This window comes from Megasphaera vaginalis (ex Srinivasan et al. 2021) (assembly GCF_000478965.1).
Taxonomy (GTDB): domain Bacteria; phylum Bacillota; class Negativicutes; order Veillonellales; family Megasphaeraceae; genus Megasphaera; species Megasphaera vaginalis.
In genome coordinates, this window is record NZ_AWXA01000007.1 from 42750 (window position 1) to 62699 (window position 19950).

Annotated in this window: 21 protein-coding genes, 1 tRNA gene and 1 other RNA gene; 18 read left to right on the top strand and 5 right to left on the bottom strand. The window is 51.1% G+C overall.

Going from position 1 to position 19950, the window contains the following annotated elements:
* Positions 1–999 carry an electron transfer flavoprotein subunit alpha/FixB family protein gene (locus tag HMPREF1250_RS01375; protein WP_023052800.1) on the top strand — a complete coding sequence of 333 codons (999 nt, stop codon included), beginning with the start codon at positions 1–3 and terminating at the stop codon, positions 997–999.
* Between the two features lie 54 nt (positions 1000–1053).
* On the opposite strand, the gene HMPREF1250_RS01380 is transcribed toward HMPREF1250_RS01375, so the two are convergent.
* The 5 genes from HMPREF1250_RS01380 to HMPREF1250_RS01400 form a co-directional block, all read right to left on the bottom strand.
* On the bottom strand, positions 1054–2280 hold the full coding sequence (locus HMPREF1250_RS01380; RefSeq protein WP_023052847.1) for an aminopeptidase: 1227 nt from the start codon (positions 2278–2280) through the stop codon (positions 1054–1056).
* Positions 2281–2296: 16 nt separating this feature from the next.
* Positions 2297–3634, bottom strand: coding sequence for an MATE family efflux transporter (locus HMPREF1250_RS01385; RefSeq protein ID WP_023052902.1), 1338 nt, complete (start codon positions 3632–3634; stop codon positions 2297–2299).
* 66 nt (positions 3635–3700) lie between these two features.
* Positions 3701–3967, bottom strand: coding sequence for a 30S ribosomal protein S20 (gene rpsT, locus HMPREF1250_RS01390; protein ID WP_023052780.1), 267 nt, complete (start codon positions 3965–3967; stop codon positions 3701–3703).
* Positions 3968–4038: 71 nt separating this feature from the next.
* Positions 4039–5004: a class II fructose-1,6-bisphosphate aldolase gene (fba, locus tag HMPREF1250_RS01395; protein WP_023052877.1), complete on the bottom strand. Its 966-nt coding sequence runs from the start codon at positions 5002–5004 to the stop codon at positions 4039–4041.
* 12 nt (positions 5005–5016) lie between these two features.
* Positions 5017–5931 carry an RluA family pseudouridine synthase gene (locus tag HMPREF1250_RS01400; RefSeq protein WP_023052926.1) on the bottom strand — a complete coding sequence of 305 codons (915 nt, stop codon included), beginning with the start codon at positions 5929–5931 and terminating at the stop codon, positions 5017–5019.
* A 299-nt stretch (positions 5932–6230) separates the two neighbouring features.
* Between HMPREF1250_RS01400 and dnaG the strand changes: the two genes are divergently transcribed.
* The 17 genes from dnaG to HMPREF1250_RS01485 all read left to right on the top strand — a co-directional run bounded on the left by dnaG (position 6231) and on the right by HMPREF1250_RS01485 (position 19935).
* Positions 6231–8024 (top strand): DNA primase, encoded by a 1794-nt coding sequence (gene dnaG, locus HMPREF1250_RS01405; protein ID WP_023052871.1) that lies wholly within the window; start codon positions 6231–6233, stop codon positions 8022–8024.
* Positions 8025–8046: 22 nt separating this feature from the next.
* Entirely contained in the window at positions 8047–9336 is a 1290-nt protein-coding gene (gene rpoD / locus HMPREF1250_RS01410) for an RNA polymerase sigma factor RpoD (RefSeq protein WP_023052916.1), read from the top strand.
* 73 nt (positions 9337–9409) lie between these two features.
* Positions 9410–9484: transfer RNA gene (locus HMPREF1250_RS01415), tRNA-Ile, on the top strand.
* Positions 9485–9546: 62 nt separating this feature from the next.
* Positions 9547–10236 (top strand): tRNA (adenine(22)-N(1))-methyltransferase, encoded by a 690-nt coding sequence (locus HMPREF1250_RS01420; RefSeq protein WP_023052864.1) that lies wholly within the window; start codon positions 9547–9549, stop codon positions 10234–10236.
* On the top strand, positions 10221–11015 hold the full coding sequence (locus tag HMPREF1250_RS01425) for a Nif3-like dinuclear metal center hexameric protein (RefSeq protein ID WP_023052783.1): 795 nt from the start codon (positions 10221–10223) through the stop codon (positions 11013–11015). Before HMPREF1250_RS01420 ends, HMPREF1250_RS01425 begins: the two co-directional genes overlap by 16 nt.
* An 18-nt stretch (positions 11016–11033) precedes the next feature.
* Entirely contained in the window at positions 11034–11678 is a 645-nt protein-coding gene (gene thiE / locus HMPREF1250_RS01430; RefSeq protein WP_023052906.1) for a thiamine phosphate synthase, read from the top strand.
* Positions 11679–11728: 50 nt separating this feature from the next.
* Positions 11729–12075, top strand: an RNA gene (gene rnpB / locus HMPREF1250_RS10845) — RNase P RNA component class A.
* 171 nt (positions 12076–12246) lie between these two features.
* Positions 12247–13476, top strand: coding sequence for an aspartate kinase (locus HMPREF1250_RS01435; RefSeq protein ID WP_023052887.1), 1230 nt, complete (start codon positions 12247–12249; stop codon positions 13474–13476).
* A 1-nt stretch (position 13477) separates the two neighbouring features.
* Entirely contained in the window at positions 13478–13795 is a 318-nt protein-coding gene (locus HMPREF1250_RS01440) for a hypothetical protein (protein WP_023052901.1), read from the top strand.
* A 49-nt stretch (positions 13796–13844) separates the two neighbouring features.
* Positions 13845–14225: a holo-ACP synthase gene (gene acpS / locus HMPREF1250_RS01445; protein WP_023052884.1), complete on the top strand. Its 381-nt coding sequence runs from the start codon at positions 13845–13847 to the stop codon at positions 14223–14225.
* A 2-nt stretch (positions 14226–14227) separates the two neighbouring features.
* The gene (locus HMPREF1250_RS01450) at positions 14228–15877 is read left to right on the top strand and encodes a bifunctional ADP-dependent NAD(P)H-hydrate dehydratase/NAD(P)H-hydrate epimerase (RefSeq protein WP_023052892.1); all 1650 of its coding nucleotides are present in this window, start codon (positions 14228–14230) and stop codon (positions 15875–15877) included.
* Positions 15878–16001: 124 nt separating this feature from the next.
* Entirely contained in the window at positions 16002–17141 is a 1140-nt protein-coding gene (locus HMPREF1250_RS01455) for an N-acetylmuramoyl-L-alanine amidase family protein (protein WP_023052806.1), read from the top strand.
* Between the two features lie 138 nt (positions 17142–17279).
* Complete coding sequence (gene rplU, locus HMPREF1250_RS01460) at positions 17280–17591, top strand: 50S ribosomal protein L21 (RefSeq protein ID WP_023052835.1); 312 nt, start codon at positions 17280–17282, stop codon at positions 17589–17591.
* Entirely contained in the window at positions 17591–17932 is a 342-nt protein-coding gene (locus HMPREF1250_RS01465) for a ribosomal-processing cysteine protease Prp (protein ID WP_023052882.1), read from the top strand. The genes rplU and HMPREF1250_RS01465 overlap by 1 nt, the downstream gene beginning before the upstream one ends.
* Positions 17919–18203 (top strand): 50S ribosomal protein L27, encoded by a 285-nt coding sequence (gene rpmA / locus HMPREF1250_RS01470; protein ID WP_023052777.1) that lies wholly within the window; start codon positions 17919–17921, stop codon positions 18201–18203. The genes HMPREF1250_RS01465 and rpmA overlap by 14 nt, the downstream gene beginning before the upstream one ends.
* A gap of 97 nt (positions 18204–18300) precedes the next feature.
* Positions 18301–19047, top strand: coding sequence for an HAD-IIB family hydrolase (locus HMPREF1250_RS01480; protein ID WP_023052865.1), 747 nt, complete (start codon positions 18301–18303; stop codon positions 19045–19047).
* A gap of 267 nt (positions 19048–19314) precedes the next feature.
* Positions 19315–19935, top strand: coding sequence for an ECF transporter S component (locus tag HMPREF1250_RS01485; RefSeq protein ID WP_023052792.1), 621 nt, complete (start codon positions 19315–19317; stop codon positions 19933–19935).
* Positions 19936–19950: the final 15 nt, after the last annotated feature.

Consider the following 19950-nt stretch of genomic DNA (forward strand, 5'->3'; position numbering starts at 1 on the left):
ATGGAATTAAAACAAAATGTCTGGGTATATATTGAATTGGTAAACGGCACGATCAGTCCGCTGAGCTTGGAACTTCTCGGTAAAGGCCGTGAATTGGCTGACAGTAAAAAGAACGGACTTGTCGGCTGGATTATGGGTGAAGGTGCTGCTGCGGCAGCCGAACAGGTCATCGGATATGGCGCTGATGCCGTTGTCGTTGTTGATAATCCGGAATTAGCTTCTTTCGAATCGTCGCTATATACGAAGGCGGCCGAAGAAGTTTTAAATAAATATGAACCGAATGTTGTCCTCATCGGCGCTTCGCATAACGGTCGTGATTTGGGCGGGCGCCTGTCAGCGGCTATGAATCTGGGGCTCGTTGCCGATTGCATCAATTGCGGCTACGAAGGCGACGATGATTCCATTACCTGGATTCGTCCCGCCTTTACCGGTAAATTGTTCGTGAAAATATTGACGACGACGCGGCCGCAGTTGGCTACGATCAGTGATAAAATATTCCGCGGCAACGTTTTCGATGCGGGGCGTACAGGTGAGATCATTCATGAAACGGTTTCGTTAAATGGGGCAAAGCCGTTGCAGCAGGTTGTCGGTTTCGAACCGTTATCGGCTGAAGAACAGGAACTGACGATTACGAATGCGGAAATCGTCGTCGGCGCAGGCCGCGGCGTAGGCAGTCCTGAAGGCTTGCAGAAAGTCGCTGATTTTGCCGCTTCTATCGGCGCCGCACTTGGTGTTTCCAAGCCGCTCGTTGACAGCGGCTGGGCTCCCCATGAAAAACAGGTCGGCATAACAGGTTCGAAAATTGCGCCGAAGATCTATATCGCTCTCGGTATTTCCGGCGCGATTCAACATAAGCTCGGTTTGCAGGACGCAGAGCTGATTATCGCCGTCAATTCCGATCCTGATGCGCCAATTTTTGAATTTGCCCATTACGGTATCGTCGGCGATCTCTTCGATGCACTGCCGGTGCTGGAAGAGGAAATTAAAAAGATAAAATAAGATGAATAAAACTTAGACGTAAAAAAGATGCGGATCTTATGATCCGCATCTTTTTTACGTCCAATTTCCGTGACTGAAAACAGGGACTTCCAAACCGTCCTTTTTGATTCCCGTTATGTTCAGATCTGCTGAACCGATCATAAAGTCAATGTGAAGCATGGAATCATTTAATCCGGCTTTAGCCAACGCTTCGGCAGATTGATCGGGACCGCCTTTCAGACAAGTAGGGTATGCTTTGCCGAGAGCCAAGTGGCAGGAAGCGTTTTCATCAAAAAGGGTTTCATAAAACAATTTACCGGAGAGAGAAATCGGTGATGTATAGGGGATTAGAGCGACCTCTCCCAAGCGGCAGGCGCCGGCATCCATTTGCAGTAATTCTTTCAGCACCGTTTCTCCCGCAGCGGCGTGTACTTCCGTCACTTTACCGTTGGAAAAGGTCAAGGAGAAATCACGGATGACCTTTCCCTGATAAACCAGCGGTTTCGTGCTGAAAACAATACCGTCGACGGCGTCTTTATGCGGCGCCGTGTAGATTTCTTCCGTAGGAATATTGGCGTTGAAAGGGTGATGGGCAGTTGTCTCTTCGACCCCGCCTTGCCAGATATGCGTCTCCGGCAGGCCGACAGTCAGGTTGGTTCCGTTTGCGCTTGTGTATCGGAGCGCCGTAAATGCCTGCGCCGTCATCCATTGACGTCTGCTTTTTAAGTGACTCAGATGACGGTTCCAATCTTCAAGGGGATCATCTCCGTCGGCGCGGGACGCTTTCAGAATTTCACGCCACAAGGCATCGATCGCTTCCTTTTCCGGCAGGTCGGGATACAACAGCCGTGCCCAGGCCGGGCCGGGCACGGCGGCGACAAGCCAACTGACCTTTGATGCCATCATGCCGTCTATATATTCTTTCAGCGCCTCGTTTTGCGCTCGCTGCGCCGCAAAAATCTTTTTACTGTCGATACGGTCCATTAAATAAGGATTGGCTGAAATCAGATTGCAGAAGGCGGCGCCCTGTCGATAGTAATGGAGACTGAAATCACGGCGCCAGTCGGGCAGTATTTTGAAGTTTTTCAGCTCTTCGTATTCATAGCGAAGGCGTGTGACAGCGTCAGATCGCCAATTGACAATGACTTGGGAGGCGCCCAGGTCATAGGCCCTCTTGGTCAGCAGCGTGACGAAATCGGACGCGTCGACAGGTGCATTGACGACAAGAATCTGCCCTTTTCGCAGAAAAAGGCCTTTTTGCAGCAAGACATCGGTATAGTTTAGTAATTTTGCTCGTTCCATGAGATCCTCCTTTGCATTAAGCGCGCCAGGCCGTATGGTGCCAGAGACGGGCGTTCAATAAAAACGCGTTTATGGCCAGGCCGATGATCAGACTCAACCAGTACCCATAGGCGCCCCAGTCCGTTGCATGGGCCAGCGCGATGCCCAAAGGGATGGAAATGAGCCAATACGTGATGAAAGAGACGAAAGTGATGACCTTGACATCTTTATAGCCGCGCAAGATCCCTTGTACCGGTGTGCCGAGGGCATCAAAGAAGGCAAACAGCATGGCGTAAATGATGAAGGTGCGGATGTGAGTAAAGGTTTCATAATCACTGGTGAAGGCGCCGCTGATAATGTCTAGACCGATGTAGGTCAACATTACCGTAAGGCAGGCAATAAACAGCGATACGCCTTGGCAGATCACGGCGTATTGCCGTGCGCCTGCAGGATTTTTGGCGCCGACTTCATAGCCGATGACGATCGTTGCCGTCAGACTGATGCTCCAGGGAATCGTGTATATAAACTCGGAATAACTGGTCGCCGCCTGATTGGCGGCCAAAAAAACGGTGCCGAATTCACTCATGAGGAGGCCGACTATGCTGAATAGGCTCGTTTCGCAAAAAACGGCAATGAAGATAGGAATGCCCAGTCGCAGTTGTTCGCGGCACAGAAACCAGTCGAAAGGCCGAAAGACGCGCCACAGCCGGTATGAGCGGAAAGGTTCTTTGAAGCGAAAGATGAGGATAAAGAGAAAGAGCGTGAGCCAAGCGGCAATCGTGATAGCGTAGCCGGCGCCGGCGCCGCCCAGGGCCGGCAGCCCGGCCGCTCCGAAGATTAGTCCGTAGAACAGGAAAATGGTCAGCACCATGTTGGTCAGCAGTACGGCCATGGAAAGGTGCGTCATGCCGTGTGCATCAACAACGTAGCGTAAGGTGGCCTGTATGAAGGTAGGAAGAATCCCGAGAGACAGGGCAAAGAGATATTCTTTTGCGATGTAGTAGACAGCCGGGTCCAGGGACATGAGACGAAGAAACGGATCCGTAAAAATGATTCCGAAAAGGATAATAAAGATGGTGAAGAAAAGAGAAAGATAAATGCTTTGCATAATGTAGGAAGGGATATCATCCGTTTTGTTGGCGCCGCGCAGCTGCGAAAGAATTGGTGAAATGCCGAAAAAAATGCCGCAGACTCCGGCAAAGACGGGATACCAGATGTTAACGGCGACAGCGACGCCTGCCAAATCGACCGTACCGGCCCGGCCGCTGAAGACGCTGCTGAAGACATTGGTGCCGACTTGCGCCATTTGCGTCAAAAGCAAGGGGAAGAATAACATGAAAAAATAGTTGAGTTGATTTCGTGCGGGAAAGGTCATAATTCCTCCTATAAGAAATACATACTAAAACAAGCCCCGTTTGCACGGGGCCTGCAGGCATTCAAATTATTTTTCCAAGCCGTTTACTTTAATAGCTAAGCGAGATTTTTTACGGGCTGCTGTATTTTTGTGAATGACACCCTTTTGAGCGGCGCTGTCAATAACACTGCTGGCTTTATTAAACGCTGTTTTAGCGGCTTCTGCATCTCCTGCGGCAACGGCTTCGGTCGTATGGCGGATAACTGTGTGTACCGAAGATTTTACCCGAGAGTTGGCTGCGTGACGGGCTGCGTCTTTTTCCATTGTTTTGATGTTGGATTTGATTTGCGGCAATTGATTCACCTCCCTACATTACAAGAACACTAAAAAGAATTTTATCATAGTATATTGCAAAAAGCAAGCGTTTACGCCTTGTTTTCAGAGCCGAAAACGGCTTTAATCTTATGAGCAACAAGTTCCTGTACATTTTGGCGACCGTCTTTCAAATATTGACGGGGATCGAAGTGATCGGGATGTTCTGCCATATGTTGGCGAATGCCGGCAGTCAGGGCCAGGCGCAGATCGGAGTCGACATTGATCTTGCAGACCGAAAGGGAGGCGGCTTTGCGCAGTTGTTCTTCAGGAATACCGACGGCATCTTTCAATTTGCCGCCGTTGTCATTGATGATTTTTACGTAAGCAGGAACGACGGAAGAAGCGCCGTGGAGAACGATGGGGAAGCCGGGCAGGCGTCTTGAAACTTCTTCGAGAATATCGAAGCGGAGCGTAGGCGGCACTAAAACGCCTTGTTCGTTGCGCGTGCATTGTTCCGGCTTGAATTTATAGGCGCCGTGGCTGGTACCGATCGCAATGGCCAGAGAGTCGACGCCGGTTCTGGAAACAAATTCTTCCACTTCTTCCGGGCGCGTATAAGAAGCGTCTGCCGCATCGACATGGACCTCATCTTCAATGCCGGCCAGTTGTCCGAGTTCCGCTTCGACGACGACACCGTGGGCATGCGCGTATTCGACGACGCGTTTCGCCAAGGCGACATTTTCATCGAACGCATACTGCGAGCCGTCGATCATGACCGACGTAAAGCCGTTATCAATGCAATCTTTGCAGGCTTCAAAGTCGGCGCCGTGATCTAGGTGAAGCGCTACGAGCAGATCATGGTCTTCCAGGGCGGCTTCCACGAGGTGTTTCAGATACGGCGGTTTGGCGTAATTTCGCGCTCCCGCGGAGGCCTGCAGGATGACCGGAGAATGCAGCGCTGCCGCCGCATCCGTGATTGCCTGTACTAATTCCATATTGTTGATGTTGAAAGCGCCGATTGCATAATGGCCTTCATACGCTTTTTTAAACATTTCCGTTGTCGTTACTAATGGCATGAGACATTCCTCCTAAATATAATCGTGCACTATATCATTCCAGCCAAATTTGTCGATGATATGTTTTATATCCGTCGGCAATGGGGAATTAACGGTGAGTCGGTTTCCCGTCACGGGATGAATAAATTCGATTTTTCCGGCGTGTAACGCCTGACGTGTCAATAAAGTGCGGTGACCGCCATACAAGTCGTCTCCTGCCAAGGGGCAGCCGAGGTAAGCGCTGTGCACGCGAATCTGGTGTGTCCGTCCCGTATGCAAGGTGATGCTGAGGAGACTGCAGTTATCGGCGGCTGCAAGACGGGTAAAATCAGAGACCGCCTCTTTGCCGTTATCGCACGTGCGGCGTTTTATTATGCTGTCGCTGCAACGTCCGATGGGACAGGAAATATGCGCTGTTTTGGCCGGAAAGCGGCCTTCGGAAATAGCCAGATAGGTGCGGTGATAAAAAGACTTTTTTCTGTCAAAAGCATATTGTATATGCGGCGCTTTGGCGATCAGACAAAGGCCGGACGTGTTTTTATCCAACCTGTGCATGGGATGATAAGAAGACTGTTGGCCGCTTTCGTGATAATGAAAAGCGACGGCATTGGCCAGCGTGTTTTGCCGCACTGCTGCCGTTGGATGCATCAGCAGACCGGCCGGCTTGTTGACAACCAAAAGGTAGGCATCCTCGTAAGCTATATCCAGGGGAATGGGGCAAGGCGAAATGTGTTGATTAATGCTCAGATTGACTGTGATCCGGTCCCCTTCGCGCACCAGATCTTTGAGTAATGCCGGCGCGCCGTTTACGGCACAACTGCCGTTGTGTTTCAAGCGGCGCCGCAAGGTGGCCGAAATGCCGAAGTGACGCAGCGCCCCTGCCAGCGACGTCGGCCTTTCCAGAGGCCCTACTGTAAATTGAAGCATCGGTATCATTGTTTCCTGCATGATATCCCCTTCCTATCGCTATGTATAGTATACAGGAGAGAAATGCAGAAAGCCAATTAAGAAAAAGAAATTTAACAATTATATTATTAAATTTATATTTTCTTTATACATAGGAAAACCTATTCATAAAAAGCAGGAAAACAGTCGGCTCACATGGAATAAGTTAGTATGTCGGGTTCGTATACGTTGATTGCTGTTTTCGTAACCTCAATTTTATTATGACGGGAAGGATTTGCGAGGGTTGCATAGAATTATAGTAGTTGCAGCAGTGTTACTTAAATGATGATCAGGTGATACGAGTGAAGAAGTTTTCCAGTGAATTTATCGAACAAGTCCGCCAGGCTAATGATATTGTCAGCGTCGTTTCCGACTATTTGGTGCTGAAGCGAAGCGGACGGAATTTTTGGGCCTGTTGCCCCTTTCACAACGAAAAAACCGCTTCTTTCAGCGTAGCGCCCGATAAAGGCTTTTTTCATTGTTTCGGCTGTCATGCATCGGGAGATGTTTTTACCTTTATCATGAAGAAAGAGAATATTTCTTTTTCCGAAGCCGTGGAAATATTGGCTGCCAGAGCTCATATTGCGCTGCCCGCCTTCGAGCAGACGCCGGCGGAGCAGGCCAGGGAGCGACAGCGCAGCCGGTTATATGAAATCAATGAAATGGCCTGTACTTTTTTCCATAATTGCCTGGTGAAGACACATTACGGTGAAAAAGGGCTTGCCTATTTCCGGCAGCGCCATGTATCGGATGAGACGATCCGGACTTTTCGACTCGGGTTCGCACCTGACAGCTGGGATAAGTTGACCGAGGCCTTTCAGAAAAAGGGGATCGCCAAAGAGGAACTGCTGTTGTTGGGGTTGGCAAAGGAGAGCAATCATAAGGTTTACGACGCATTTCGCAATCGCGTCATTTTTCCCATACGGGAGGGGCGAGGCAAAACCGTTGCCTTCGGCGGCCGTGTTTTGGATGACAGCAAACCGAAGTATCTGAATTCTCCGGAAACGCCGGTTTTTGATAAGCGCAGTCTTCTCTTTGCTATGGATGTGGCACATAAAGGAATTTATGAAAAGGGCAGGGCTGTCCTGGTAGAAGGATATATGGATGTCATTTCGGCTCATAACCGCGGCATTACCAATGTTGTCGCTTCCTTGGGAACCGCTTTTACGGGAGAACAGGCGAGGCTCCTGCAGCGGCAGAGCAAGGAACTGGTTCTGTCCTATGATATGGACGGCGCCGGTCGGCAGGCGACGCTGCGCGCTATGGAAGTCGTGCGCGGGTTGGGGCTGACCGTGCGTGTCGTATCGTTGCCGCAGGGAAAGGATCCTGACGAGTATATCAATACCGCCGGCGCCGCCGCTTTTGAAGCGGCTGTCGCGGCGGCGCCGAATGCGCTGGAATATATGCTGCAAACGGCGATGCAGGAACACGACGGTGCGACGTTGGAAGGAAAGTCGGCGATTACGGCCATGGTATTTCCGGCGTTGATACAGGCAGATAGTCAAATCGTCATCGAAGCGTTTTTGAAACGCCTATCCGAACGACTGCAGATATCGGAAACAGCAGTTCGCACGGAATATAACGCTTACTTGACGAAACATCCTGAAGCCGGTCGGCAGAAGGTGGTCATATCGGGCAATATTGCGGCTGCCAATAAGACGGCGCGCGGCCCGCATGCAATGGCTGTGGCCGAAGAGAATATCCTGCGATTTCTCATGGAAAAGCCGGATGCCTGTGCGCGTATCGGCAAGATGATTGAGCGTGATTTCTTTAAAGATGAAAAACGGCGGGGTATTTATGAAACCCTGTTGAGACTGCATGATAGGGGCGGCGACTATACGCAAGGCGATGTGCAGGAACAGCTTGCGCCGGAGGAATGGGCAGAACTGTCCCGCATTATGGTACTGCAAGACGTGCCGCTCGATGAAAAAGTAGTATTGGATTATGTGAAGCGGTTCCGCTTTGCAGAGCTGCAGCAGGCTTATCGTCTGCACAGCCGGCAAGCCGCCGCCTACAGCCGTACCAATGACATACGGCTCCTTGAAGAATTAGAGGCATGTAAGAAAATCAGCGATGAAATGAAAAGATGGTCTTGACGGCAGAAGGGGGCGGTATCGTATGCGTATAGACGAAAAACAAGAGGAAACAATGACGATAGAGGAGAAGGAGAACGCAGTGACGGAAAAGAAGATGGCGAAAGCGGCGAAGGCGAAGCCGGTAAAAGGCAAAAAAAAGGCGGCAAAAAAAACGGAGGAAGTAAAGGGACTGACAGAGAAGGAACGGCAGGAACTGGCATTGTCCCACATTACGCAACTCATACAAGAGGGCCAGCAAAAAGGGTGTCTTTCTTACACGGAAATCATGAATGTCATGGAAGAAGATGATCTGACGCCTGATCAAATTGACAAGATGTATGAAGTGTTTGCCGAAAAGGGGATTGATATTGTCGGCGAGTCGGATCAGGTCAATGAAAATGAAGATCTTGATGACGAAGAAAACGAAAAGGTTGATGAACATGCCATCAATTTAAGTGTTCCCGAAGGTGTCAATATCGATGATCCCGTACGCATGTATTTGAAGGAAATCGGGCGGGTGCCGCTGCTTACGGCGGAAGAAGAGATTACTTTGGCGAAAACGATTGAACGGGGTTGTGCGGAAGATGCCGCGCCGGAAGACATACAGGCCGGCGTGGCGGCCAAAAAGAAACTCACCGATGCCAATCTTCGCCTCGTCGTCAGCATTGCCAAGCGTTATGTCGGCCGCGGCATGCTCTTTTTGGATTTAATTCAGGAAGGGAACCTGGGCCTGCTCAAAGCCGTCGATAAATTTGATTACAGCAAGGGCTATAAATTCAGCACCTATGCGACGTGGTGGATTCGTCAGGCGATTACCCGCGCGATTGCCGATCAGGCGCGGACGATTCGCATTCCCGTCCACATGGTGGAAACGATCAATAAATTGATTCGGATTTCTCGCCAGCTTTTGCAGGACAAAGGACGGGAACCGTTGCCGGAGGAAATTGCCGAAAAAATGGAAGTGCCCATTGAACGGGTGCGGGAGATCATGAAAATTGCGCAGGAACCGGTTTCTCTGGAAACCCCGATCGGGGAAGAAGAGGACTCCCATTTGGGAGACTTCATTGAAGATCAGGAAGCTGTCGCTCCTGATGACGCCGCTTCCTTCATTTTGTTGAAGGAGCAGATTGAAGATGTGTTCTCCTGTCTTACCGACCGGGAACGCAAGGTGTTGTACCTTCGCTTCGGATTGAAAGACGGCAGGCCGAGAACGCTGGAAGAGGTGGGACAACATTTCAACGTTACGCGCGAGCGCATCCGCCAGATTGAAGGAAAGGCGTTGAACAAGCTGCGCAACTGGGGGAAACGGGAAAAAATCAAAGATTTTCTTTGATGCAGACAGCTTGACGGTCTATATTGATTAGCGTATAATACATAGGCAAGGTTCTCCGCAACCTTTATCTGCCGGGCCTATAGCTCAGCGGTAGAGCCACCGGCTCATAACCGGTTGGTCCTTGGTTCGAACCCAAGTAGGCCCACCAAATCATGAACAAGCTATTCCGCAGCATTGTGGGATAGCTTTTTTTCGATAGGAGTTTTTTTTATGAAATTGACGGCAAGATTAGCCGCTGCAGCCGCCTTCGTTCCCCGCGGCAGCGTGATTGTCGATGTCGGGACGGATCACGGCTATATACCGATCGATCTCTGTCAACGCGGCGTCTGTCCGCGTGCCGTCGCTTCCGACATTGTACGGGGGCCCTTATCTGCCGCTGCGGCTCACGTGCGGCAAGCGTCGTTGACGGAACGGATTGACTGCCGTCTGGCAGACGGACTCAAAGGCGTTCGTCTCGGAGAGGTTGACGGTGCTCTTATCTGCGGCATGGGCGGTTCGCTGATGATTCGTATTCTGACGGAGAGCGCCGCCGTCCGCGACCGTCTTTCTTTTTTGGTGTTGCAGCCCATGAGCGATGCGGCGGCATTGCGGTCATATCTTTATCGGATCGGTTGGTATCCGGACAGGGAGACGTTGATTGCCGACGGCGGCAGAATCTATCAGCTTTTGCGGGCGCGACAGGGGCGGCGGAAAACACCGCCGCAGTGGCAGCTGGAGATCGGCGCGGAAAATTGGCGCGAAAGGACGCCTTTATTGGGGGCGTTGTTGGACGAGATCATTGACAAAAAGAAAAAAATCCTGCAGGGCATGAGAAAAAGCCGCGCGATTCACGCTGAAGAGCTGCTGCTTTTGCGTCGGGAAATAGCGGAATGGGAGGAACGGAGATGGCAGTGCAAATAGCGGAAGTCATGAAAGTAATGAATGAATTGGCGCCTTTGCGGCTTCAGGAAGCATGGGACAATCCGGGACTTTTGATCGGCGATCCTCGTGCAAGTGCGGCAAAGATCATGGTTACCCTGGACGTTACCTTGGAGAATGCGGCTTATGCCGCAGAAAACGGGATCGACCTGATTATCAGCCACCATCCCGTGATTTTTGGCGGTATCAAGTCGATTCGAACGGATACGTATGACGGTGCCTTGTTCAGCAGCCTGTTAACGCATAAAACGGCCGTTTACAGCGCTCATACGAATTTGGACAGCGCCTTTGGCGGCGTCAATGACGTCCTTGCTGCGCGGTTGCGTCTGCGTGATGTGACACCGTTGAAAACGACGGATACGGAGGTCATGGGGCGCATCGGTTCTTTGCCGCAAAAGACGCGGGCCTGTGAATTTTTGGAATTTATGAAAAAAGAATTAGCGCTGCCGGTTTTGCCGTATGCCGGCGATGCGACGAAGGAAATTTTCCGCGTAGCCCTTTGCGGCGGGGCGGCGGCATCTTTTTTGGAAGACGCCGCCGCTGCCGGCGCCGATCTTTATGTGACTGGAGACGTCAAATACCACGATGCGCAGAACGCGGTAAAGCAGGGGATCCTTATTGCCGATGCAGGTCATTACGGCTCGGAAATTCCCGTCGTTTACGATTTGGCGAAGCGATTGCAACAGATCGGCAGGGAAAAAGGATGGGGAGCGGAGTGCATCGTTGATCCGACGAGCAAAAGCTTTTTCTCGTATTACTGATAAGAGGAGTGACAAGTCATGAATAAAGCAGATCACATCAAACGGTTGCAGGAAGATCCCATTTACGCTATCATGGGCGAAGCCTTGTCGCTGGGACGAAAAAATGTCGAAGTCGCCAAGGCGCTGCTTGACAGCGGCGTGAAAATCATTCAATACCGCGAAAAACATAAGACTTGGCGTGAAAAATATGCCGAAGGAAAGGCGATCGCCGCCTTATGTCATGAACGAAACGCCACGTTTATCATGAATGATTCCGTCGATTTGGCCATTGCCTGCGGTGTTGACGGCATTCATGTAGGTCAGGACGACGCGCCCGTCGAGATTGTCCGCTCTCTGGCCGGCCCCGACGTCTTTATCGGGCTTTCGACGAATACGGTTGAAGAATTGAAGGGCGCCGTTGCCGCCGGCGCCGATTATGTCGGTTTCGGGCCGATGTTTCCGACGCGATCGAAAGCCGATGCCAATGAAGTCGTTACGGCCGACAGCATTGACTTTGCACTCCGGCTGCCGCTGCCTGTCGTGACGATCGGCGGTATCGGCCGTGATAATATTCGCGACGTTTACGAGCAAGGCTTTCGCTCCTTCGCCATGATCAGCGCGCTCGTGTCTCAGGCCGATATTGCTGCCGCCGTCGGCGAATTGCGCCGTATTTTGGCACGATGAGCGTCGTTGTCTTGACGAACAGGGCGATATGAGATAGCATATAATACTGATGAGTATGAAAGGTAATCGCCAGTACGCTGTACTGGAGGAAAGTCCGAGCTCCACAGGGCAGGATGCCGGATAACGTCCGGCGAAGGCGACTTTAGGGAAAGTGCCACAGAAATGTGTACCGCCACGTTTGTGGCAAGGGTGGAACGGTGCGGTAAGAGCGCACCAGCAGTAAGGTAACTTACTGGCTAGGCAAACCCCATCTGGAGCAAGACCGAATAGGGGAGGGATGAAGTGGCCCGCTGATCTTCCGGGTTGTGTCGCTTGAACAGGCCAGTAATGGTCTGTCTAGATAGATGATTACCGCTGCGCAGGCAGAACAAAACTCGGCTTATTGATTACTCATCAGCTTGCAGATACCAAGCTGTCCGCATCTGCGGACAGCTTGTTTTGCATTTGCTTGCAGAGAAAGTGATAATTTCTTTACAATTACATAGGGGCATGATATCATAAACAATAAGTGAAATAGCGGGAAAATGGTTCCTGTTGTCTCTATCAATATAAAAGTGAGGGATTCAAGTTGGCACTGATCGTTAAAAAATTCGGCGGCAGTTCCGTTGCTACGCCGGATAAGATGAGAGCAATCGTACAGCGTGTTTTGGCAGGAAAACAACCTGGCGACCAAATCGTTATCGTCGTCTCCGCAATGGGAGATACGACGGATGATTTAGTTGCTCTTGCCAAGGAAATAACCTCCAAGCCCTACGGGCGCGAAATGGATATGCTCCTTTCGACAGGTGAGCAAGTATCGATTGCGCTCATGGCCATGGCTTTCCGGGAAGCGGGGCATAAAGCGATTTCGCTGACAGGTCAGCAGGCGGGCATCACGACGAGCGACGCCTTTAATAAGGGACGGATTCTTGATATTCAGGCGCAGCGCGTTATCGACGAATTAAAGGACGGCAATATCGTTATCATCGCCGGTTTTCAAGGGATTACGGAGCATGGCGATATTACGACTTTGGGCCGCGGCGGATCCGATACGACGGCCGTCGCCATTGCCGGCGCCATTCATGCCGATGCTTGCGAAATATATACTGACGTTGACGGTATTTACACATCCGATCCCCGCGTTGTTACCAATGCGCAGAAAATGGGCGAAATCACCTATGGAGAAATGTTGGAGATGGCGAAGCTGGGCGCCGGTGTTATGCAGCCGCGCGCCGTGGAAATGGGCAGCCGTTTCAACGTGCCGATCCACGTTCGTTCAACTTTTTCCGATGTGCAGGGGACAATGATACAGGAGGATTACTCGATGGAAATTAAGCAGTATTTGATTCGCGGCGTTGCCGAAGACAAGAATGTGGCCAAAGTAACGGTTCTGGGCGTGCTCAATCAGCCCGGACATGCGTATAAAATATTCTCCGAATTGGCGGATCAGAATATCGATGTCGATATGATCGTGCAGAGCGTGCGTGTTGCCAAAGAAGGGACGACGGATATTACGTTTACCGTTTCCCGTTCCGAATTGCCGGCCGTACGCGATGTATTCGCTAAAATACGCGGCGAAATCGGGGCTGAAGATATTTTGATCGACGATAAGATGGCCAAGGTTTCTGTCGTTGGCGCCGGTATGGCGGGGCATCCCGGCATTGCAGCCAGCATGTTCGGCATTCTCGGCGATAATGATATCAATATCGAAATCATTTCGACTTCAGAAATTAGCATTACTTGCCTGATCGCCGAAGAGAGCGTCGATAAGGCCGTGCAAAAGATACACGACCATTTCTTTGCTGAAAGTGAAGCATAAAATGTCCGTTTTGGATAACTTTGTAGAAGAGATACTGCATGCTGAAGGGTTGTTGCAGTCAAAGGGGTCAAAACAGGCTTTTCTCGGCCGCTTGTTGCGCGGGTTGGAAAAAGAAAGGCCGCCGCAGTTCAAGGTGCCGTTGCCGAAGTATACATTTGAAAGTAATTTGCATGGTCTGAGCTATGATTACCAAAAGCGGGAAGTAACGCTCTCTTATAAGGTTGCCAGCGCCGTTTATCCCGATGTAACCGTGTCGTTTGGAACGTTTCGCGTTCTGTTGGAAGGACTTTCCCTTTGCATCCGCATGCAGAAATGGTAATTTATACCGCAGTTCCCGAGGGAATTGCGGTACTTTTTTTGGAGGTTTCATGTTCATAGGAATTGATATCGTCGAAATCGGACGGATAGAAGCCATGGCAAAGCGCCATGAAAAAGCATTACAGCGTTTTTTTACGCCTGCCGAAATTGCCTACTGCAATCGGCGTGAAAAAAGCCGGTATCATTCGCTGGCCGGTATTTTTGCAGCTAAAGAGGCTTTTTTCAAGGCCTTGGGCACAGGGTTTCGACAAGGAACGTGGCATGACGTCGAAGTGGATCATGATCGTCTGGGTGCGCCGTTTTTGCGGCTCAGCGGCGTTCATGCCCTTGCGGCAGCGGCAAGGTCGACGCGGCCGCCGGCAGTATCGATCAGTCATGATGGCGATTATGCCGTCGCGCAGGTGATTTGGGAAGAAGACAGGGAGGCCTGAACGTGAAAAAAGTAAATCAAACGGCGCAAATGAAGGCGATGGATGCGGCGGCCATGACCGGGATTTACCGTATGCCGCCGGCGGTACTGATGGAAAATGCCGGTCATGCCGTTGTGACGGCCGGTGCGGCTTACCTTGACGGATGGGCGAATAAGGATGTCATCATTTTTTGCGGGCAAGGGAATAACGGCGGTGACGGATTTGTCATCGCCAGGCATCTTTTAGCTGCCGACGCCCGCGTATACGTGTATGTTTTGGGGCAAGCGGCGGCGTATAGCCCGGAAGCGCAGTGCCATTTGCATTCGCTGCGTCAATTGGCCGGGGCTGACTGTATTGTCGTCGACTATGGCGAGTCCTTTGAAGCATGGCACCTTCTGTGTCATCGCCTGTTTGCCAGCCAAGTCGTTATTGACGCCATGATCGGTACGGGTTTCCATGGTGAATTGCGGCAGCCGGTGCGGAATATTGTCGGTAAAATAAATGAGGCGGCGGCTATGGGACGGATCAAGGTCATTGCTGTCGATATGCCCAGCGGCGTTGATGCCGACACGGGCGCCGTCAGCGTCACTGACGGCGCTGACGGCGCGGGGGGACCTCTGTTTGCCGATTTGACGGTGACTTTTGGCGCGCTGAAACGGGGACAGCTTTTTTATCCCGGTAAGACCAGCGTCGGTGAGCTTCGTTTCGATCCGATCGGCATGCCGGCGCCGTTACTGCGGCAACAGGAGACGGATGGCGCTTACGTTTTGGAATCGGCTGATGTTGCGGAACTGCTGCCGCCCCGTCAGCCTGACAGCCATAAAGGAACGCATGGCACAATTGCCGTGGTCGCCGGGTCGAACGATATGGCCGGCGCCGCTTTGATGACGGCGCAAGGCGCCATGCGCGCCGGCGCCGGCAAGATATTTTTGCAGGTGCCGGCGGCAACGGCTCCGTACTGTATCGGCAGAGTACCGGAAGTGATGGTGCGCGGCGTCGGGGCCGGTTCTTCCTTTGCCCCCGGCGATGCAGACGTTTTGGCTGCGGCGGCGCATGGCTGGTCCGCGCTGGCTATGGGGCCCGGTATGGGTAAAGACAGCGGTCTGACGTCATTTTTAAAAAAGCTGATTGAGGAAACGTCTTGTCCTATCGTTCTTGACGCGGATGCGCTGAACGCGCTTACCGAAGAACGGGGATTTATTGCGGCCCACGGTGAACGTATCATTATGACGCCGCACTTGGCCGAATTCGGCCGACTCAGCGGTCTTTCCGTCGCGACGATCAAAGAGGACTGCATTCGTGCCGCGAAGGACTTCGTGAAACGCTGGAATGTCACGCTCGTTTTAAAAGGTGCGCCGACGATAATCGTTTCCCGGAAAACCGGTAACGCGTATTTGAATCCGACCGGGAATGCCGGCATGGCTTGCGGCGGTATGGGCGACGTTTTGACCGGTATGGTGGCCGCTCTGGCGGCGCATCGCGATTTGGGGCTGACGGAAGCGGCCTGTGCCGCCGTTTATCTCCATGGTGCCGCAGGGGATGTCTGCCGACAGGCGTACGGTCCCTACGGATACTCTCCACTCGAGGTCGCCGCTGCGATACCGCGGGTTTTGGCCGAGTTGGATGAAGGGCGCCGTTTGCCTGTATTGCGGCGGCCGCTTATAGAAGGCTGACGCGGCGATTGTGATAAAGTTGACAAATATGTCAGCTTTGTGAACAATAACGACTTTTCTTACTATTGGAAGCAGATTGTGCTATAATGAGTCCGTCAGCATTTTAACTAGAGAGGTATGTGCAATGAAAAAACTGTTACTGTTACCGCTGTTGTTGTTCCTTTGTTTATGTCCGCTGCTGCCGGCTCAGGCTGCTTCCAAAGCGGAAATCAGCAGTGTCCGTATTGCTACGCGCAACGATTCCAATACACCCTTTGTCCGAACTGTTCTGGACGTGACCAAGAAGGTTACGCCAAAACTGTATATTGATAAAAGCGGTGAATACATTACTGTTTCTTTACCTAACACGGTGCTTCAAAAAGATGTCGACAAGACATATACGGCAGATCCCCGCGTTATTACGAAAGTGTCGTTGTCGCAGCGTTCATCGGCGACTTATGTCGATATCAAAGTTCCGCAGGCGGTCGGCAAAGATGATCTGCACGTTTTCACCTTGCCGGCAGATGCTAAAAATAACAAACCGGCTCGTGTCGTCATTGACGTCAATGACAAGTCGGGGAAGATTAAGCAGTGGAACCATTGGAATGAGCTTAATTTGCGAACCCATACGACGGACGGAAAGAGCGGCGGCGCCGCCCTGCCTGTGCCGACGTATAGCGGCAGCCGCAATTACAGTTTGACCAAAGGACTGAAAGGGAAGACGATCTGCATTGATCCCGGTCACGGCGGTACGGATTCCGGAGCTGTCGGTTCCTATTCCTTTGAAAAAAATATTACCCTCGGCATTGCCAAAAGAGTCCAGACGCTTTTGCATGACGCCGGCGCCAATGTCGTCATGACGCGTACCGGTGATGTTGACGTTTATGCGCCGAATGCCGGTGCCGTCGAAGAACTGCAAGCCCGTTGCAACATAGCCAATGCTGCCGGTGCCGACGCGTTTGTCAGCATTCACATTGATTCTTCGTCTGCCGCCGACGCCGGCGGAGTGACGGCATATTATAACGGCAAAACGGCGTATGATTCCGCTTTGACCACTCGTATCCACGCGCAGAACATGAAGGCGACTTCCTTTGATGATCGTGGTATTCGTGTTGCCAACTATTACGTGTTGTTGCATACGCAGATGCCGGCTACACTGTTGGAATTGGGCTTTATTTCCAATGCCGGTGAAGAACGGACATTGAATACCGATGAACAGCAGCAGAATTTTGCAGAAAGCATCGTCAAGGGCTTGGCTGATTATTTTGACAACAACGGCAAGTAAGTTGACAAATATGAAAAAGTCATATAAAATAGAAAAGTCATAGCATACTTAGTGGCTGTGAAGGTAAGCCGCATGGAGAGGCATTTAAGTCCGCAAGGCGCCGTATTCAGCGAGTATATTGTGAGGGAGGTGTCACTCATGTACGCTATTATTGAAACCGGCGGAAAGCAGTATCGTGTTCAGGAAGGCGACAATATTTTTGTTGAAAAACTGGCCGGCGATGTTGATTCCGAAGTCGTATTTGATCAGGTATTGGCAGTCGGTAATGACGGAGATATCAAGATCGGATCTCCTGTTGTTGCAGGCGCCAAGGTTACGGCGAAGGTTTTGGCTCAGGGCAAAGAAAAGAAGATTCTTGTTTTTAAATATAAAGCAAAATCAAACTATCGCCGCCGTCAGGGTCATCGTCAGCCGTTTACCAAGGTTGCCATTGAAAAGATTGAGGGCTAATGATTACGGTTTCCTTATTTCGTAATGGAGAACATAGGTTTTCCGGATTCGAAGCTTCCGGTCATGCCGATTACGGCGAGGCAGGCGCCGACATTGTCTGCGCAGCTGTTTCCGCATTGACGCAAACGGCTCTTTTAGGTCTGCTGAAGTATGCCGGCGGTCGGTTGTCCTATTCTGTAAAGGACGGTTTTGTATCCGTTCGTCTGCAAGCAGTGACAGATGAGACCGAAGTTATTATGGAAACATTGCAATTAGGTTTACAGGAAATTTCACGACAATACGAAAAGTATGTCGCAGTATATTCATCAGAGGCAGGAGGTGAACGAAATGTTCAATTTTGATTTGCAGCTCTTCGCTCATAAAAAAGGCGTCGGCAGCACGCGTAACGGCCGCGACAGCGAAGCAAAGCGTCTTGGCGTCAAATGCCATGATGGCGTCGTTGTCAAAGCGGGCAACATCATCGTTCGCCAGCGCGGCACTCATTTCCATCCCGGCACTAACGTAGGCATCGGCAAAGATGATACGTTGTTCGCCTTGGTTCCCGGAAAGGTTGCTTTTGAACGTGCTGGCCGCGTTAATCGTAAGGTTAGCGTTTATCCCGTGGAAGCATAAAAAACTGAACGAAATCCTGCAGTTCTTCTGCAGGATTTTTTTATTTCCCCTTTTCCTCTGCAAGAGGGGCGGAGGAAGAAAGGATGAATCGAAACGGATGAAGCACGCCATTGCCTTTGCCAGCGACTTTGATAATACCCTGTATTTCGGGGCGGAAAAAAGCGGTTGCCGTATCGAGGATAGAGAAGAAATTCGCCGCTTTCAATCGGCAGGAAATCTTTTCGGAATCAGTACGGGGCGGTCCTTGCGGGGGATACGCCATGCCGCCGGAGATATTCCTTTTGATTTCTATATTTTGACGAGCGGCGCTTTGGTTCTCGACGGAGACTGTCAGCTTATCGCCGCCAGCGAGATAAGTACGGAACGATTGCGGCAGATCTATGAACGGTATAAAGCGGATACGCTCAGTGTTATTCATGCCGCCGGAGGTGTTTATATCTTTGCCGCCGGAAATGCGATGCAAGAGCATATCGACACCTTTGACAGTCTTTCTGGCATGGCCGTTTACGGTATGTCTTTCCATGTGTGGACACCGGAAGCGGCCGCCGCTATGGCTGAACAGATCAATGCGTGGTGCGGCGGAGAAATAAGGGCATTCCAAAATGTCGCTAATGTCGATATCGTAGCTGACGGCGTTTCCAAAGGCGCTGCCTTGCAATGCGTCAAAGCTCATTACGGCGTAGCGGAAACGGCGGCGATCGGTGATTCTTATAATGATATTCCCATGCTGCAGGCTGCAGCGAAGAGCTTTACCTTTTTTGATTCGCCGTTGCAGGTGCGGCTGGCGGCGTCGCATATTGTCGGTTCCGTTTCTGAAGCCCTGACGATTTGCGGCGGACAGTAGCCGAAAGAATGGCTTGCTGTGCCGTGTAAGGAGGCACAGCGTATTATCTGAAAGAGAATTGATATTCATACCGCAATGCCATGCTTAAAGTATCAGGCAATCTATTGGCAATCCCTTTTATATATGATATACTCACGATGTATTAAATGCAGAAAAGGAATAGACCCGTTTCAGTCGTTATCCGCAGGGAGATGAACTGGAATGCTTTTCTGAAAACACCAATTTATTGCGACTTGTATCTGTACAGGAACAAGAACGGAGGCTACGATGGAAAAGATCAATCAAGTACCGGCACACAGCGGCTTTATGAATGTGCGTCAATTGACAGTGACAGGATTTCTTGCGGCAATCACCATTTTTCTCGGATTGACCGGCTACGGGTTTATCCCGCTTATTGTCATGAATGCGACGATCCTGCATATCCCGACGATTATCGGCAGCATTGCAGGAGGCAGGAAAGTGGGTATCGTCGTTGGATTTATTTTCGGGCTTTTTTCTTTTATCAGGACATTGCAGGCGCCCAGTCTGTTGCTCCTCTTTGCCGTACAGTATAATATCGCCTATGACGCGATTATTTGTATTGTGCCGCGCATACTGTTAGGGCTGGTTGCTTACGAATTGTATCGCCATATGAAAGGGACGGAAACGATCAGGACGGCGGTAACGGCCGTTCTGGCGACTGTCTGTCATACCGTGATGTTTCTCGGCTCCTTTACACTCCTTGTCGGTTCCGCCTATGCCGAAAGTAAGGGCATTCCGCTGATGAACGTCGTTAATATCATGACCGGAATTACCATTGCCAACGGTATTCCGGAGGCTTTGATTTCCGGTGTTATTGTAACCCCGATTATTATTGCGTTGCGCCGGACCGGCATCAAGGTTGATTAGCATAGCTGACTGCGA